At 65.2% G+C, this 17,429-nt stretch carries 12 protein-coding genes; 9 read left to right on the forward strand and 3 right to left on the reverse strand.

Annotated elements, in window-relative coordinates:
* Positions 1–226 precede the first annotated feature (226 nt).
* A complete protein-coding gene (locus tag GY769_18780) occupies positions 227–1,192 on the reverse strand; it encodes an integron integrase (protein ID MCP4203968.1) in 966 nt (321 codons plus the stop codon).
* A 76-nt stretch (positions 1,193–1,268) separates the two neighbouring features.
* Here GY769_18780 and GY769_18785 point away from each other — a divergent pair, with 76 nt between their 5' ends.
* The 6 genes from GY769_18785 (at position 1,269) to GY769_18810 (ending at position 10,978) form a co-directional block, all read left to right on the forward strand.
* Complete coding sequence (locus tag GY769_18785) at positions 1,269–1,559, forward strand: hypothetical protein (protein MCP4203969.1); 291 nt, start codon at positions 1,269–1,271, stop codon at positions 1,557–1,559.
* 269 nt (positions 1,560–1,828) lie between these two features.
* Entirely contained in the window at positions 1,829–3,922 is a 2,094-nt protein-coding gene (locus tag GY769_18790) for a S9 family peptidase (protein MCP4203970.1), read from the forward strand.
* A 130-nt stretch (positions 3,923–4,052) separates the two neighbouring features.
* Positions 4,053–4,649 (forward strand): HDIG domain-containing protein, encoded by a 597-nt coding sequence (locus tag GY769_18795; protein MCP4203971.1) that lies wholly within the window; start codon positions 4,053–4,055, stop codon positions 4,647–4,649.
* 30 nt (positions 4,650–4,679) lie between these two features.
* Positions 4,680–6,524 carry a hypothetical protein gene (locus GY769_18800; GenBank protein ID MCP4203972.1) on the forward strand — a complete coding sequence of 615 codons (1,845 nt, stop codon included), beginning with the start codon at positions 4,680–4,682 and terminating at the stop codon, positions 6,522–6,524.
* A 1,032-nt stretch (positions 6,525–7,556) separates the two neighbouring features.
* The gene (locus tag GY769_18805; GenBank protein ID MCP4203973.1) at positions 7,557–9,014 is read left to right on the forward strand and encodes an oligosaccharide flippase family protein; all 1,458 of its coding nucleotides are present in this window, start codon (positions 7,557–7,559) and stop codon (positions 9,012–9,014) included.
* A 20-nt stretch (positions 9,015–9,034) separates the two neighbouring features.
* Positions 9,035–10,978: an AMP-binding protein gene (locus GY769_18810; GenBank protein ID MCP4203974.1), complete on the forward strand. Its 1,944-nt coding sequence runs from the start codon at positions 9,035–9,037 to the stop codon at positions 10,976–10,978.
* Positions 10,979–11,009: 31 nt separating this feature from the next.
* Here GY769_18810 and GY769_18815 read toward each other — a convergent pair whose 3' ends face one another.
* Complete coding sequence (locus GY769_18815) at positions 11,010–14,342, reverse strand: serine/threonine protein kinase (protein MCP4203975.1); 3,333 nt, start codon at positions 14,340–14,342, stop codon at positions 11,010–11,012.
* Positions 14,315–14,866: a sigma-70 family RNA polymerase sigma factor gene (locus GY769_18820; protein MCP4203976.1), complete on the reverse strand. Its 552-nt coding sequence runs from the start codon at positions 14,864–14,866 to the stop codon at positions 14,315–14,317. Before GY769_18820 ends, GY769_18815 begins: the two co-directional genes overlap by 28 nt.
* A gap of 218 nt (positions 14,867–15,084) precedes the next feature.
* Between GY769_18820 and GY769_18825 the strand changes: the two genes are divergently transcribed.
* The 3 genes from GY769_18825 to GY769_18835 all read left to right on the forward strand — a co-directional run.
* Positions 15,085–15,474 (forward strand): hypothetical protein, encoded by a 390-nt coding sequence (locus GY769_18825; GenBank protein MCP4203977.1) that lies wholly within the window; start codon positions 15,085–15,087, stop codon positions 15,472–15,474.
* A gap of 56 nt (positions 15,475–15,530) precedes the next feature.
* On the forward strand, positions 15,531–17,006 hold the full coding sequence (locus GY769_18830) for a DUF1566 domain-containing protein (GenBank protein ID MCP4203978.1): 1,476 nt from the start codon (positions 15,531–15,533) through the stop codon (positions 17,004–17,006).
* The coding region (locus GY769_18835) for a DUF1566 domain-containing protein (GenBank protein ID MCP4203979.1) at positions 17,007–17,429 on the forward strand (423 nt) is incomplete at its 3' end.

A 17,429-nucleotide genomic window follows, 5' to 3' on the forward strand; every position in this document is an offset into this window, starting at 1 on the left:
AGGTCGAAAAGGAGCGCCAGCAACCTGGCTGGATGGCCCCTGAAATGGCTGGCTGCACGGCGGTTATCGTGCACACGATGTTCGCATAATCCGTGGCGCGCGGAAGTTGCGAGAAAAGCGTGCGGGGCGGTCGCAAGCACGATTTCGAGCTGTCGAACGCTGCAAGATGTCTGCATCATGTTAGGTGTTCGGGTTTCAACCAACGTAACACACAAACCGGGTCGGCTCAGAGCCGATCGAACGGACTTCGGACCCCGCGGCCACCCTTGTTCAGAACGTGGGTGTAGATCATGGTGGTTTGGACGTGGCGGTGACCGAGAAGCTCCTGCACGGTGCGAATATCGTAGCCGTCTTCGAGGAGGTGGGTGGCGAAGGAGTGCCGCAGAGCGTGACAGGTCGCGCGCTTTGAAAGCCGAGCGCATCGCGAGGCTCGGCGCACGGCCCTCTGAACGCTATGCGCGCTGCGGTGATGGCGAGCGAGCCGCCCCGTTCTGGGCTCCACAGATCGGCGCGCCGCGGGAAAAACGAATTGCCAAGACCAGTCCACCGCCGCACCCGGGTACTTGCGCTCGAGGGCGTGCGGCAGCACGGTCCGGCCGAAGCCATCATCGAGGTCCTCGGCGTGGAGCCGCTTCACCTCCCCCATATGCCGCTCGAGGCCACGCCTCGAGACATCCGGAAGGAGTGTCATCCGGTCGCGGTCTCCCTTGCCGCCACGAACCGTGATCTGGCGGTAGCCGAGGTCGATATCCTTGATCCTTAGACGCAAGCACTCCATCAGCCTCAGCCCCGCTCCATAGAGGAGCCCCACGATCAGCAGGTCGCAGCCATCAAGGCAGGCGAAGAGCCGCCGGATCTCGTCGCGATCGAAGACCACCGGCAGCCGCTTAGGTCGTCGCGCACGAACCAGGCCTTGGAGTTCGCCGAAATCGCGCCCGAGGACTTCCCGGTACAGAAACAGCAGCCCGGAGAGAGCCTGATTCTGCGTTGCTGCGGCGACCTTCTTCTCGACCGCGAGATGAGTGAGAAAGAGGGATATCTCCTGCTCTCCCATCTCCTTTGGATGGCGTTTCTCGTGGAAGAGAATGAAGCGGCGGATCCAGCGAACATAGGCCTGCTCCGTTCGTGGACTCAAATGGCGCAGTCGCGCCCGATGCCGGACGCGGTCGAGCAGACGCGGTTGAGATCCCATCGAGGGTAGAGACGCGAGCAAGAGCGGCGTCCTGGCGCTCGAGGAGCCAATCGAACGCCGGCGGGCTCGAGAGAGTGTGCTGTCTTCAAGCGGCGGGACCGCCAGAGAGCTCACCGCGCTCAATTCGCTGACCGACGGGGTATCCGTCACCTACTACCCTCTCGATTCGAGCTTCCAGGTGCGACCGCCTACAAGAGTGCGGCGAGACTTCGATCGGTTGGCGGAGGCCTATCCGCGGCGGCCCATTCTGGTGCTCGAAGCCGGCTATCCGTCCGGCAAGGGGAACAAGAGCTCCAAAGCCAAGCAGAGGAAGTTCGTCAAGAGGCTGTTCGCGGCCTGGGATCGCCATCCCGATCAGATTGTGTAGCGGCGGCCTTTCTCAAACCCCGAGCCCTACTTTTTCGTACCATGACCACTGGCGAAAGCAGGATTCGTTCCGCCGATAGACCGAGAAACCCGATGGTAGGATCCTGCCTGCCTCACACCGCGCCCGATCGGGGCACCTCAAGACACTTTCAGGAGACCTTTCAGATGAAGAAGACACGCCGTGCCGTTTTTCTGCCCGTGCTGCTCATGCCGGTCGTTCTCAACGCGCCGGAGCCGGTCTATGCCGAAGGCGCAGACACCACTGCCGCCATGGCCTACCCCGCCACCGAGCGGATCGAGCACTACGACGACTACCACGGCACCAAGGTGCACGACCCCTACCGTTGGCTCGAGGACGACGTTCGCGAGTCCGACGAGGTCGCGCAGTGGGTCGAGAAGCAGAACAAGGTCACCTTCGGCTACCTCGACCAGATCCCCGAGCGCGAGCGCATCAAGCAGCGCCTGACCGAGCTCTGGGACTACGAGAAGCTCTCGACACCCTGGCAGCAGGGTGGGCGCTACTTCGTATTTCGCAACAACGGTCTCCAGAACCAGAACGTCCTGTTCGTCAAGGACTCGTTCGAGGGTGAAGAGCGCGTGCTGATCGACCCAAACACCTGGTCGGATGACGGCACGGTGGCCATGCGCAGTACTTCGGTCGACCCCAAGGGCAAGTACCTGGCCTACGCGATCGGCGACGCCGGCTCGGACTGGCAGACCTGGCGGGTGATGGAGGTCGACTCGGGCATGGTGCTCGACGACGAGCTCAAGTGGGTCAAATTCTCGGGCGCCGACTGGACTCCGGACGGCAAAGGCTTCTTCTACGGCCGCTACGCCAAGCCCGAGGAGGGCGCGGAGTTTCAGTCGCTCAACCTGAACCGGAAGATCTACTACCACCGCATCGGAACACCGCAGTCCGACGACGTCATGGTCTACGCTCGCCCCGATCACCCCGACTGGGGTTTCTGGCCCGAGGTCACCGAGGACGGCAAGTACCTGATTCTCCATACCTCGATCGGAACCGACGCTCGATACCGCATCTTCTACCGCGACCTCTCCGAGCCCCTCGGCGGCATGGTCGAGCTGATCGACAATTTCGACCACGAGTACACCTTCGTCGCCTCGAACGGCCCGGTCTTCTACTTCCAGACCAACAACGGCGCGCCCAAGCGCCGCCTGATCGCGATCGACACCCAGAACCCGGCGCTCGAGAACTGGCGCGAGGTCATCCCCGAGAGCGAGGCGACCCTGATCGAGGTCGAGTTCGTCAACGGTCAGTTCTTGGCCCGCTTCCTCGAGGACGCCAAGACCGCGGTCCGGGTCCACGCCGAGTCGGGCGAGTTCGTGCGCAACGTCGACTTCCCCGGCATCGGCACCGCCACCGGTTTCTACGGCGACCACGACGACAACGAAACCTTCTACAGCTTCTCGAGCTTCACCACACCGACCTCGGTCTACCGCTACGACCTCGAAACGGGCACGAGCGAGCTTCTCGACACCGCCAAGGTCGATTTCGATCCGGCCGACTTCACCGTGCGCCAGATCTTCTACGAGTCCAAGGACGGCACCCGCGTACCCATGTTCCTCGCCCACAAGAAAGGCGTCAAGGACGACGGCACCAACCCGACGCTTCTCTACGGCTACGGCGGCTTCGACATCCCGATGAGGCCCAGTTTTTCGATCACCCGCTTGGCCTGGATGGAGATGGGCGGCGTCTTCGCCATGGCCAACCTGCGCGGCGGCGGCGAGTACGGCGAGGAGTGGCACAAGGCCGGCACCAAGCTCCAGAAGCAGAACGTCTTCGACGATTTCATCGCGGCGGCCGAGTGGCTGATCGACAACAAGGTCACCAAAAAGGAGAAGCTGGCGATCCAGGGCGGCTCGAACGGCGGCCTGCTTGTCGGCGCGGCGATCACCCAGCGACCGGACCTCTTCCAGGCGGCCCTGCCCGCAGTCGGGGTCATGGACATGCTGCGCTTCCACAAGTTCACCGCGGGCCGCTTCTGGACCGACGACTACGGCTCCTCCGACGACCCGGAAGAGTTCAAGGCCCTCTATGCCTATTCGCCGTACCACAACCTCGAGGAGGCGTCCTACCCCGCGACGCTGGTCACCACCGCCGACACCGACGACCGGGTGGTGCCGGGCCACAGCTTCAAGTTCGCGGCCCAGCTCCAGCACGCCCACAAGGGCGACGCACCGGTCATGATTCGAATCGAGACCCGCGCCGGTCATGGTGGCGGCACCCCGACCACCATGCGGATCGAGCAGTACACCGACCTCTGGGGCTTCCTGGTCAAGAACCTGGACATGGAGCTGCCGCCGATGGTCGAGTCGGACCAGGCGCCGCTGGGCGCGCAGTAGCCCGACAGCTGAAGGAGCGCCGCGTGCGCCCCGGAGGGAGCCTCTCTTCGCTCCCGGAGAGGCGGCACCGGCGCGACACTATCGCCCCGGAAACCTCAGAAGTCTCCCAAGTCTCCGATAAACTCGCGCCATGACCCGAGACGAAGCCCTTGCCCTCATGCACTCCAACGTCCAGGCCGAAGGCCTCAGACGCCACGTGATCGCGGTCGAGGCCGCGATGGGTCTCTACGCCGAGAAACTGGGCGCGGACCCCGACCTCTGGCGGCTGGCGGGTCTCCTCCACGACTACGACTGGGAGATCCACCCGACGCTGGAGGCGCACCCGGCCGAAGGCGTGCCGATGCTGCGCGAAGCGGGCTGTCCCGAGGACGTCGTCCAGGCGATCCTGTCGCACAACACTGCCGGCACCGGCGTCGAGCGCTCGCGGCCGATCGACTTCGCGCTCCTCGCCTGTGACGAGGTCACGGGACTTGCAATCGCATCGACCCTGGTGCGTCCCTCGAAGGACATCCGGGACGTCAAGATCAAGTCGCTCAAGAAGCGGTGGAAGGAAAAGGCCTTTGCCCGCGGGGTGAACCGCGAGGAAGTCGAAGAGGCCACCGAGGACTTCAGCCGCGAGTGCTTCGGCGGCACGCTCGAGCTCTGGGAGCACGTCCAGAACGTGCTCGGCGCGATGCAAGGCGCGGCCGAGGAGCTCGGTCTCGACGGCCGGCTCGCCCAGGCCTGAGCACCTCGCCCGGCTCGCTACAATGCCTTGATGTTGCCGAAGGCCCCGGCCGGAGTCTGGAAGCGAGCCCTCATTGTCGCAGCGCTTGCTGGCACCGCGGTCCTGTTCACGGTGTCGTTGTCGGCGGCGTGGTCCAACACGGCCGACGACGCCTACATCACGCTGCGCTACGCCCGCCATCTCGCCGAAGGGCAAGGCATCTCATGGAACCCGGGCGAGCCGCCGGTCGAAGGCTATTCGAACTTCCTTTTCGTGCTGCTGGGCGCGGGTTTGATGAGGGTCGGTGGAGCCACTGATTCCATGGTCTGGCTCAAGGGGATGGGCGCCGCGGCCGCCGCCGGCACGTTCCTGCTGGCCTTCCTGATCGCGAAGCGTCTTTACCCGGCGGCGGGTGCCGCCATGGGAACAGCGGCGGTCGTCGTAATGGTGGCTCACCCAGGCCAGGCGTTTTGGGGGGTATCCGGAATGGAGACCACGGTCTGCCAGTTTCTGATCGTGCTCTCGGCCTGGGCCCTGCTCGGCGCACGCGAACCGGCCTCGATGAACCGCAGGCTTGTCGTCGCTTCGCTGGCGCTTTTTGCGGCCTCGATCACCCGCCCGGAGAGCCCGATCGTCCTGGCGGCTTTTCTCCCATTCGCATTCGCCCAAGGCACATGGGGACACTCGAAGCGCTCGGGAAGAGGCTCCGCCGGAATTCGAGTGACGCCGACGCTGCTCCTGCCTTTTCTGGCCCTCTACCTGCCCTACACGGCCTGGCGGCTCTGGACCTTCGGGCGCTGGCTGCCCAACTCGGCTGCCTGCAAGGCCGGCTACTCGAGCGACCCGTTCTATCTCGGCCGCGAGTTTCTGGAGTTCTCCTGGCCGCTCCTGGCCCTGGCGCTCGCCGGCCTCGCTCTTGGCTGGCGAGACAGCCGGCGGCGGCGTGATCACATCATGCTGCTCGGAGTACCGCTGCTCTATTTCGCGACTTTCTTCGGCGTCGATCCGGTGATGAGCCATCTCGACCGCCATTTCCTCGCCGTGCTGCCGCTGGTGGTGATCGCCGGGCTTCTTGGCCTTGCGGCCGTTGCCGAGAGGCTACTCCCTCAGGCCCACAGGGGTCTCACCGGCCCGATCGTGCTGATCGTGGCGGTGCTGTTCGGGACGCTCTCGGCCCCGACCGTCGTCGGCGACGTCCGCCGGGCGGTCCGGCTCGCTCATCCGCTCGAGGACTTGCGCCGCGAGCTCGGCATGTACCTCCGAGAGAACCTGCGCCCAGGCGAGGCTCTTGCGATCGGAGACACCGGTCTCGTCCCGTTTCTTGCCGGCGGCCGAGTCCTCGACATCTACTGCTTGAATTGCCGCGAAGCCACCATGCCCCCAATCGATCGCTCCCCGGAGCGTCTCGCCGACTGGATCCTCTCGAACCAGCCTCGCTTCATCGTCATACAGGCCGTGAACGCCGCATCCGAGCGGGGCGTCTGGCCCGCAGATCGAGCGCTGCAGGAGCATCCCGCGCTCGAGAGTCGCTACTCGCGCACACGCGAGCTCGGCGACGCCGGCGATCCCTTGGGCTACATCGTCTTCGAGCGCCGAGGCGGCGCCTCACTCGAGCTGCGCGACCTCGAGGTCGCGCAGCTCGACGGTCGAAACGTGGCGCATGGAGTCCCGGGCGTACCGTGGCGAAACCAGATCGACCGACAGGCCCGGCCCGTTGACCCCGAAGTTCTCCTGATCGAAGAACAGAATGCCGCCCACGCGGCGGTAATTGGTGAGCTTACGGAACCGGATGCCGCCGTCGTTACGCTCGTAGCTGTACGCAAAGAGCTCGAGCCGGGCGGTCTCGGGATCGAACCAGTAGAGAAACTCATCGTCGGCGTCGGTGCTGGTACCTGACTGGAACGTCACCTTCACTCTGCGAAGCTCGCGGCCGTCCCAACTCTCGAGCCCCAGATCCTCGAGATTCACGCTCGGATCCTCCAGGCGATACGGCAGAAATACGAAGTACACTCGCTGCAAGACCCAGTCGCGACGCGAAGCGTCCAAAGCCATGGCGGCCTCCGAGCCCGGAGCGGCGCCGGTGGTCAGGCCGATGCCATCTTGCCACTCGCGTGTGGCATTGTTGTCGATGCAGACCCGCTTCTCACGCTCGCGGACCACCGCCGTGGCGCAGTATTCGAAAAGGCCGCCATCCTGCGTCACCTCGAGCTTCGAGCACCCCGACTTCGAGCACAGCTGGAGATCCGTGCGCGTCGATGTGTAGAGCTCGCCACCGTGGTAGTCGATCGCGCGCACGACCAAGTCGGCGGCGGACTCGGCGGCGACCGGCGCCGCGGTCCATGCCAGCGCACCGGAAAGAGCAAAGGCGACTACGATTCGCATCGCGACCCTGATGTTATGCCACCGCCGCCCCGTCTAGCGATCGAGCTCCGTCTCGGGCGGACACTCGTGCGACGACCGTCGACACCTCCGTGGCGACCATAGGTGGACGTGGTCGGTACACCTGGAACGTCGGGCACGGAGGCCCGACGCTACTCAGAAGGCAGAGGCAAGCCGATTCGGCAGGGCAGCCGGCCAGGGGGCTCGCAGCAAGCGCTCGAGATATAGATTCGGAGGCCTTCATCGGGTTGCGCGTAGCGGCGCGCAGGCGCGGGCCCGACCGCTGCAGGCCTCTTGGCCCGAGCCGGCCCCTGGCACATCGCCCGCCGCGCCGCCGACGATGCGCTCTTCGAAGGAAGGTCACCCGCGCGACACTATCGGCTAAGCAACTTCAGCCTGAACCCGTGCCGGCAAGTGAAGGAGCGCCGCGTGCGCCCCGGAGTGGGCCTCTCTTTGCCCACGGAGGGGCGACACCGGCGCGACGCTATTGACGCACCGACCTCAGAGTGTCTTGTCTCCGCGTAGAATGCCTCGACCCCGGAGCGCCGCTTGACCGCCGACACCACCACCAGGTTCTTTCACTCGACCGGCGCCGCCACCTTCTCGCAGGCGTGGCGCCTGGGAGTCACCTTCCTGACGCAGCTCGTCTTGATGAAGCTGCTCAGGGCCGGCGACTGGGGACTCTACGAGTGGACGGTCACCGTCTTTCTGGTCTTCGGCGCCCTGCGCGACCTCGGGTTGCTCTACCACGTCATCCGGCTCAAGCCCCGGCCCTACGGCAACGTGCTGGCAGTCGAGCTGGCCTGGGGCGCCCTGCTCTCGCTCGCCACGTTCTTCGGTGCCGAGCAGGTCGCGCGCGCCTTCCCCGGCGCCGGCCCGGAGGTCGTGCCGGTGATCCAGGCCTTCAGCCTGTTTCTCTTTTTGGAAGGCCTGTCGTCGGTCCCCCGGATCTACTTCGACGCCGAGCTCATGGTGGGCCGAACGGTTCTACCCGAGATCTTGCGCAATCTCATCTTCGCCGCGACCTCGCTCACGCTGGCCTTCTTCGGCTATGGCGTCTTCAGCATGGTCACCGGGCTCGTGGTGAGCATGGCGTACTACACGGCGCACCTCTGGATTCGCGCCTGGCCCACCATCCCTTTGGTCTACGAGCGCGGCCGGAACTGGGCGCTCATCCGGCCGAGCCTGCCGCTGGCAACGATCTGGTTTTTCGCGATTCTCGCCCGCCATATCGATCCGGTTCTCCTCGGGCTGTTCAGCTTCGACAAGGACACCGTCGGCCTCTACACGCGCTCCTACTTCTTCGCCTTCCTGGTCACGGTCACCCTGGTGCCCGCCATCACCCGCGTCCTCTACCCGGCGCTGGTGGCGTACTCGGACGACCCCGTCAAACTGAGCGAAGCCTACCGGCTCGCCACCCTGCTGGTGCTGACGCTCGAAGCACCGGTGGCGGCGTTCCTGTTTCTCAATCCCGAAGCTTTCCTTTCGATCTTCGGCACCCAATGGACCGGCGCCGTACCGTTTTTGCGGGTGCTCGCCATCGCCCCCCTGATCGATCCGTTCAGCCGGCTCGGCGGCGAGATCCTCAAGGTCTATCACCACGACCGGCTGTGGATCGTGTCGCTGGTTCTGACGCTCCTGACTTTCGTGGTCGCGGGCTACTTCCTGATCTCGGCATTCGGTCCGATCGGCATGGCCTGGGCCAACTACCTGCCCATCGGCGGCCTGGTGATGGCCTGGGGGATCCACCGGATCGCGCCGGGCCCGTTCTTCCGCCTGCTGCGCGATATTGTCGTCATCTACCTGGCCCCGATCGTTCCGTTTCTGATCGCCTATCTGGCAGCGGGAGACCGGCTCTGGCTGCGGTTCGGCCTCTCCGTACTCGCCGGCCTGGTCACCGCGGCCTTCTACTGGCGGAAGTTCGGCCGGTCTTTTGTCGCCTTCTTCCGCAACCGGTCGGGAGAGGCCGCCGCGGCAGTCACCGCGCCGGTCGATCGCATAGACTGAGTCCGGAGACGACGAGATCGATGAGCGACTACGTTTGGCAGCCACCGGTTGAACTCGTCGAGTCCGCCAATGTCACCCGCCTCATGCGCGCGCACGGGATCGACGACGTCGACACCCTGATGCGCCGATCGATCGAGGAGCCGGCCTGGTTCTGGCCCGCCGTCATCGACGATCTCGGCATCGCCTTCGACCATCGGTTCCATACCGTCTTCGATACCCGCCGCGGCTTCCCGTGGACCGAGTGGTTCCTGGGCGGCAAGCTCAACATCGCCACCAACTGCATCGACCGGCACCGGCAAGGGCCGAACGCGGATCGCCTGGCGCTGGTCGCGGAGCATGAGGACGGCTCGGCCACGAGCTACACCTACTTCGAGCTCGCCGAAGCCGTCGACAAATGCGCCACCGCCATGGAGGTCGCCAAGATCAAGGCCGGCGACCGCGTCGGCGCGGTGATGCCGATGACCGCCGAGGTCGTGATTCAGATGTTCGCCACCCTGAAGCTCGGAGCGATCTTCATTCCGATCTTCAGCGGCTTCGCGGCGCCGGCGATCGCCCAGCGTCTCAAAGATGCCAAGGCCAAGCTGCTCTTTACCGCCGAAGGCTCTGCGCGCCGCGGCTCACCGCTGCGGCTGAGACCAACCTTCGAGCAGCTCGCCAAAGAGGTGAAGAGCCTCGAGACCATCGTAGTTCTCGGTCGCGGCGAGCCGCCGCCCATGTCGCGGCTTGCGAACGAGATTCCCTGGCAGAGTTTTCTCGCCACCGCGGCGGACGCCGAGCCGGCCAAGACCGCCTCGATGCCCTCGATGGATCCGGCGATCATCCTCTACACCTCGGGGACCACAGGCCGCGCGAAGGGCACGGTTCACAGCCACGGCGGCACGCTGGTGCAGATCGCAAAGGAAGTCGCCTACGCCTTCGACGTCAAGCCGGACGACCGGTTCTTCTGGCTTTCCGACATCGGCTGGATGATGGGGCCCTGGGAGCTGATCGGCGGTCTCTTTCTCGGCTCGACCGTCTACCTCTACGAGGGAGCCTTCGATTGGCCCCAGCCCGACCGGCTCGGAGAGATGATCGCCAAGCACCACATTTCGGTCCTCGGGATCTCCCCCACCGTGGCGCGACTGCTGCGCAGATCCGGGGACGAGGTGCTCGATCGTCACGATCTCTCGAGCCTGCGCATTCTCGGCTCGACCGGCGAGCCCTGGGACGAGGAATCCTGGATGTGGTTCTTCGACAAGGTCGGCCAGGGACGCTGCCCGGTCATCAACATCTCGGGCGGCACCGACATCATCGGATGCTTTTTGTCGCCGCTTCCGCTGCACCCGCTCAAGCCCTGCTCGCTGGCCGCTCCGGGACTGGGCATGGCGGTCGACGTCTGGGACGACAACGGCCAACCGGTTCGAGGCGAGGTCGGTTATCTGGTGTGCACGCAGCCATCGCCCTCGATGACTCGCGGTCTGTGGAACGACGCCAAACGCTATCTCGACACCTACTGGCGGCGCTGGCGGGATGTATGGGACCACGGCGACTGGGCGCTGATCGACGAAGACGGCGACTGGTTCCTGCAGGGGCGAGCCGATGACACCTTGAACATCGCCGGCAAGCGGGTCGGACCGGCGGAGATCGAAGGCGCGTTGATGGAATCCGGCAGCGTGAGCGAAGCCGCCGCCGTTGGCGTACCCGACGAACTCAAGGGCGAAGCCGTGGTGGCCGTCGCCGTGCTCAAACCGGGTGTCGAGCCCACGGATCAGCTCAGGCTCGAGCTGATCGAGGGCGTCGCAACCAAGATGGGAAAGCACGGCCGGCCCAAGAAGGTTCTTTTCGTCGACGATCTGCCCAAGACCCGCAGCGCCAAGATCCTGCGGCGAGTCGTACGGGCGAAGTACCTTGGCGAGGAAGATCTAGGGGACCTGTCGTCGCTTCAAAATCCGGAAGCGGTCGAAGCGATCTCGGGCGCGGTTTAGGGGCGCCCCTCGTCGGCGGCTTCGCGACCAGTCAGCGCTCCCGGCAGCTCGGCAGGAATCGGTTGATCTCGCAGGCCCGTGCCTGCGCCTGAGCCGCCTCTTCGAGCGTCTTGTCTCGCGCCGACTCGCCCTCTAGATAAGCCCTGACCCTGAGGAGTCTTGCGCGAAAATGAAAGACCTCGGCGCTATCTCCCTGCACGCCGAGTGCCTTCTCCGCTGCGACGAGTCCTTCGCTGACCAAACCGGCAACATCTCCGGTATCACGTGAGTGGGCCCATTCTGCTCTCCGAGACAAGGTTTCGACGAGGTTCACGAACGGAGTCGCCTCGTTGCCACCGAGCTCGATCGCGCGTCGGAATGCAGCCTCCGCCTTTTCGTACTTGGAGATCGGCGACAAACCGCGACTTGCCAGCCATCCGCCCTCCAACAACTCGGCATTGCCCGTCCCGAAGAACATGTATTGAGCCAGGTGGTCGAGCCCGTCAAGCGCCTTTGCGAGATCCCGCAGGCCGTCCACTTCCTCCATCGGAGAACGCTGGTTGTCGATCAGCCACCTAGCTTGCTGAATCTCGAGATTCATCCAGTTGACCTTTGCCCAAACGGATTCCGGATCTGCGGCTACCGCATCCCGGAAGGCTTGCCGAGCGGCCCCGAGGGCCCCCGCGACATCCCCTCCCGTCAGCCTCGCGTACTGGTGATCGTGTGTGTGGAGATTCCCGAGAGTCCTGAGCGCTCTGGCCTGTCCGGGTACCGACTCCAGCGACTCGGTCACCACGTGGATTCCCTCCCGAATCGCAGGTTGCGGATCTATCCCATGGTCCAACTGGTAGTAACTCATGAGCCAGTAACACGCTGCCAGGTTCGACCGGGTCGGGCTGTTGGGCTCGATCGCGAGTGATCGCTTTCCAACCTGGACCGCTCTTTCCAGACTTGCCAACGGCTCGCCACCTTGGGTCAGCTCGTATATCGACGCGTCCAGCTCGAGGGTGAGATAGGCGCCGAGGTAGATTGCTGGAACGTCGTCCGCGACGAGCAACTGCTCAGCAACGCGACGTCCCTTTTCATAGGCCGCTCGGGGATTCCCGCCCAGCAGGCGCTGGCTGGCTCCTCGCCGGCTCTGGATCTGAATGAGGGCGTGACGAAGATCGAGAGAGTCGGGAGCCAGAGCCAACCCCTCCTCTGCGATCCGCTCCGCTGCCGCAAGCAGTTCTTCGGCGTCCTGACCCCGGTCGATAGCGGTTGCCGCCCGAAAGTCGAAGGCCGAGGCTAGCGCCCATCGCGCCTCAAGCGATCCGGGATCGAGATCCAGAGCCGCCTCGCACGCCTCGATCGCCTGGTGTCCGTGGCGTTCAGCCTGTTCGGCCGGTAGCTGACCCCGGAGCACCGCCTGCGCTCCGGTCCGACAGAGCCCGACATACGCGCGCGGATTGCTGCGGCCGATCTCCGCGGCACGCGCATACGCCTCTTCGGCCCGCGCCAAGAGGTCGAGCATCGATCCCAAAGAGCCTCCGGCCAGTTCGTTTTGAGAGAGAGCAAAATGAATCCACCCCTCGAGTTCCTGTCCCTCGTAGTACCACGCCAGATCGATGTTCGAGACCTTCTCGAGAGCTCGCTGGTAGTTGCCGTCGCCAACAGCCAGGAGGGCCTCAACGTATTCCGGCGGACCGACCTGGGCGTCCCTTGCCAGCCGCAAAAAGCGGTCTGCAGGTTGTCCGAGCTCTTCCCAAAGACGTGCCAGCTGCTCGTCGCGCTGTTCCGGCCGATACCGCCGTTCCACCCACTCGACCTCATCGCGGAACAGCCGCGCGAAAACACGCCCAAGGGTGTGGGCCACCTCGGGCGTCTGGAAACCGCCGTCCCAGGCGGCTTGCACCTCCCGCCTCGCGCTCTCGATGTTTCCGATCGAGAACCAGGCTCTTCCCAGGGCGTAGCGTCCACGCCCGCTCGCTCGGCTACCGAACTCTGCGATCCTCGCCTCGAGCTCCGCGATCTGCTCCTCCACTTCGACTCTTGCCGGCGTAATGTCGTGCTTCGGGCTCAGATACTCGGCCCGCATGCGCCACTCGATGTCCTTGGCCTGCGACAGAAGCTCTTCAGCGGCCGCGATGTCCTCTGCCGCCTGCGCTTGAAGAACCCACCAACCGATCAGGACAGCCGCTGCCGCGAGCCCGACTCCCGCCATCGCCAGGCGACGGGCCAGGCGGCGACGGCGGCGTCGCGGCCGATCCATCAGGGTCTCGATGCCGTCACGGACTTCGACCGCCGTGGGCCGCCCATTCGGGTCCTGACCCAGCATCCCCGTGATCATCCGAACCAAGTCGGAATCCGGATGCGTCAACGGTTCAACCGATCCGCGCTGCACCCGCTCGAGAAGATCGTCGCCGGCTCGATAGGCGGCAGACCCGCCGAAGAGCTCATGGAGAAGGAGGCCCAGCGAGAAGACATCTGAAGCCGTGGTCGCGGCTTCGCCGCGCGCCTGCTCGGGGCTCATGTACCGGATCGTTCCCAACTTGGAGCCGAGACGTGTCAGGTCATCCCGTTCGCCCGGCCCGGGCTCCTCGCTCGGAGTCGACGACCTTGGGTCGGAACCTGAGAGGTCCTCGGCGAAGCGAGCAATCCCGAGGTCCAGAACTTTGACGACGCCCTCGCGTGTCACGAGGACGTTGTCGGGCTTTAAGTCGCGATGGATGATTCCCTCGGCATGTGCTGATGCGAGAGCGTCGGCGATCTGACGAGCAAACCCGAGTCGCGCTTCGAGACTCCTCCCGGCCGCCGCATCGGTCAGGCGCTCCCCGGCGATGTACTCGAGCAGCAGAAAGTCGTCGTCGCCCTCTTCCAGCAGCCCATGGATACGGCAGATGTTCGGATGGTCGAGCTTCGAAAGTAGCCGCGCCTCACGCCGAAGGCGCTCCTGGGCCTCCGGGTGCCACCGTTGGCTCGAGCGCAGGACCTTGACCGCTACATCGCGACCGAGCTTCGTGTCCCGACCGAGGTAGACGCGGCCGAAGCCACCGTGCCCGAGCACCTCGGAAAGGTGAATGTCTCCCACGGAGTCACCCAGCAGCGGATCGGGCAGCGTTTCCGCCCCATCCCGAGGAGCCAGCTGGCTCAGGGAGGGAGCCGCCCACTCCGGAGCGTTGCCGTCCAGAAACGTCGGAGCGCCCGACTCGGCGTCGAGAAGCGACTCAATCTCGCGGCGCAGCTCGACATCCTCTCCGCAAGCCTCGGCCAACCGTCGCTTTCGCTCAGCCGGCTCCAGGTCCACGAGCTCCGAAAAGATTTCCTTGGCGCGCGCCCAGCGCTCGGCGTCCACTCGATCCCCCATGGGCAGAAACCCTACGGCTCGAGCTCTCGAGCGAGCCATGCCTTCGCCTGACGCCACTCTCGGCTCACGGTCCGCTTCGAGACCGAGAGCGCTTCGGCGATCTCGTCCTCGGTCATGCCACCGAAGAACCGGCACTCGACAATACGGGCGAGACGAGGATCGAAACCCTCGAGCCGCTCGAGGGCTTCGTGAAGGGCCACCACCATCGAGCCTCGATCTTCGAGCGACGCCCCGTGGAACGTCTCGAGCGTGGCTACTTCCACCCCACCGCCTCGCTTTTCCGCCTGCCGAGCCCGGAAGTGATCGATCAGAACCTGCCGCATCGCGGTGGCCGCCAGCGCGAGGAAGTGCGCCCGGTCCTTGGCGTCGGCCCCGGGCCCCGCGTAGAGCTTCAGGAACGCTTCATGAACGAGCTCGGTCGTGACCAGACTAGCGCCGTTGCGGCGTCGCAGCTGTCCCCGTGCGATCCGCCGGAGTTCCTCGTAGACCAGCCCGAGCAGCTCCTCGCGGGCTTCGGGTGCGCCCGCCCGAACCTGGGCCAGGAGCTGCGTCGTTTCCGGCATTGTGTGTAATCGGCTGAAAAAAGCTTACGAAGCGTACCAAAAACGGCCTTGGCGTGATTCCCCGCGGCTCTGCGTGTACCAGAGTGAGGGAACAGAGACAACGGAGTCCCTCGGGTAACAAGTCTCATCATCTTGAAAGGAAGACCATGACACCGCCGGGACAATCCAACAGACACCCTAGCTCCCCACGACGCCTTCCGATCCTGGCAGCCTGCGCAATGGCTCTCCTCTACCTTCTGGCGCAATCCGTCAGCGCTGAAGACGCCAGCCGCGAGTACCAGCGCCAGCTCGCAAAGGCCGCAAAGGAATATCCGCTGGTGGTCGCCGCCCTGCTGCACGCGCAGGAAGATGCGAAACGCTTCGCCGAGCTGGCGATGAGTCTCGCTCCCGCCACCGTGCGCCACTCCCACGCTCAGGCACAGATGTGCCTGTGGAGCTGCCAGCTCAAGCCTGATCAGGCGGTCTGCTCCGGCTGCTCCGAGCCTGCGCGAACCGATCAGCGTTCGTGCCCCAACTGCGGCCCGGTCTGCGACTTCTCCAGCGTGCTCGGCACTCAGGTGAACTGCGCGGACTGCATGATCCAGCGAGGGGACAACGGATGTCCTTGATGTGGCAGGGCCCTCGGGTACCACCTCAGAACGGTAGCCAGTTTGGAGATCACAAGATGAGAAACCCCGTAATCAGGTCAACCTTGGTGCTCCTACTTCTCAGCGCCTCCACTTCCAGCGCAACCGCGATACAGCCCGTGCCGGTCTCTCCCGGGCACGACTCGCGAGTCGCGGTCGTCGAGAGCCGGTGTCCGACATTCAGTTGGAGTGCCGCCGAGGGCGCTACTGGCTACGACCTCGTCGTCTACGGCGCCGAGGAAGAGGTCGAAGCCCCCGGCCCGATCCTGCGGGAGCGCTTCGCGGGCTCGATCCACACCTGGACGCCCGCCCTCGGTCGCTGTCTCGAACGGGGCGGGAAGTACGCTTGGAGCATCCGCCCGCTCGGAGCCGAACGCACCGGCAGATGGTCTGCGCCGAAGCTCTTCCAGATCGACGCAGGGCCGAGCGAAGCGGAGATCGAGCGGGCGCTCGAGATCGTTCGGGAACGCCTCGCGGCAAGCGTCGGCGCCGGTCTCGACGCCGGCGGTCACGGACACGGTCACGGGACCGAGGTCGCCGTGCCGACTCAGAGATCACCCACCGCTGAGCCACCATCTCCCATGATGTCGCCACCCGGCACGCAGCTGAGCGTCGACGGGAATCTAGACGCTACCTCCTTCAGCGGCGACGGCTCGCTGGTCACAAACCTGAATCCGGCAAGTCTGTCGGCCCCCGTACCGGTCAGCCAAGGAGGAACAGGCTCGACGAACGCAACTCTCGCTCGCAGCCGGCTCGGAGCCGCGTCCCACGCCGACTTGATCACTCACGTGCTCACCAACGGTGCCCACCACAATCGCCCGACAACCCTCCCTCCGTCGGGCCTCGCAGGAGGCGATCTCACAGGCTCCTACCCGAACCCGCAACTCGGAACGGGCTCCGTCGGCACGGGCGAGATCGCCGATGGATCCATCCGGCCGCAGGATCTGATCTTCGAGGTTGCCACCGAAGCTTCGGTCGCCGCCCTTCAGGATCGCTTCGACTGTCCGGGCGCGGCCTTCAATTCAGGTGGACGGTTCGTCGACTGCGGCAACGGCACGATCCGTGACATGAACACCGGCCTCGTCTGGCTCAAGGACGCGAGCTGCGTCGACCTGCCGGCGACGGACCGTAACAGCGCCCGCAACACCGTCGCGGACCTCAAGCGCGGGCTGTGCGGATTGACCGACGGCTCGCTTCCCGGCCAGTGGCGGCTGCCCACGATCGGCGAGCTCTGCAGCGACGACGCTACCCCCAGCGCCGGGATCTGCCCGGCCGCCGCCTCGAGCGACAGCTTGATCAACACCAACTTCAGCTCCCCGACGATCAGCAACTCGGCCGGAACCGGGCAATGGTCCGTCAATGGCGATCCCTTCATTGGCGTTTCCGGCTCTTACTGGTCCGCAACACGAACCGTCGACGGCTTCTGGTATGTCGAGCTGATCGGTGGCGACGTGCAGCCGAGTTTCACCGGAACCGAGACCAGAGCGTCCTGGCCGGTGCGGGGAACTCCCTAGATGATGCAAGCACTCCGGTTCTTCACGCCGGGCCTTGTACCGGCGCTCGGGTTCGCGGTCCTCTTCGCCCTCGGTTCGCCGGTATCCGCACAAACGCTTCAAGAGCTCGTCGACGAGCTCGAGATCCGCTTCGACTGCCCGGGCGCCGCGTTCGCGTCGGGTGGACGCTTCGTAGATTGCGGTAACGGCACCGTCAGGGACATGAACACCGGTCTGATCTGGCTCAAGGACGCCAGCTGTTCCGAGTTGGCCGGCACGAACGCGGACGGAGCCACCGACTTCTTGGCCACGGCCCGAGACGCCGTCGACGCCCTCGCGAGCGGCATGTGCGGCCTGACCGACAGCTCACTTCCGGGCCAATGGCGATTGCCGTCGATTGGCGAGTTCTGCAGCCAGGACTCGTCCTTCCCTGGTGTCTGTCCG

This window comes from bacterium, from assembly GCA_024224155.1.
Classification (GTDB): Bacteria; Acidobacteriota; Thermoanaerobaculia; order Multivoradales; family JAHEKO01; genus CALZIK01.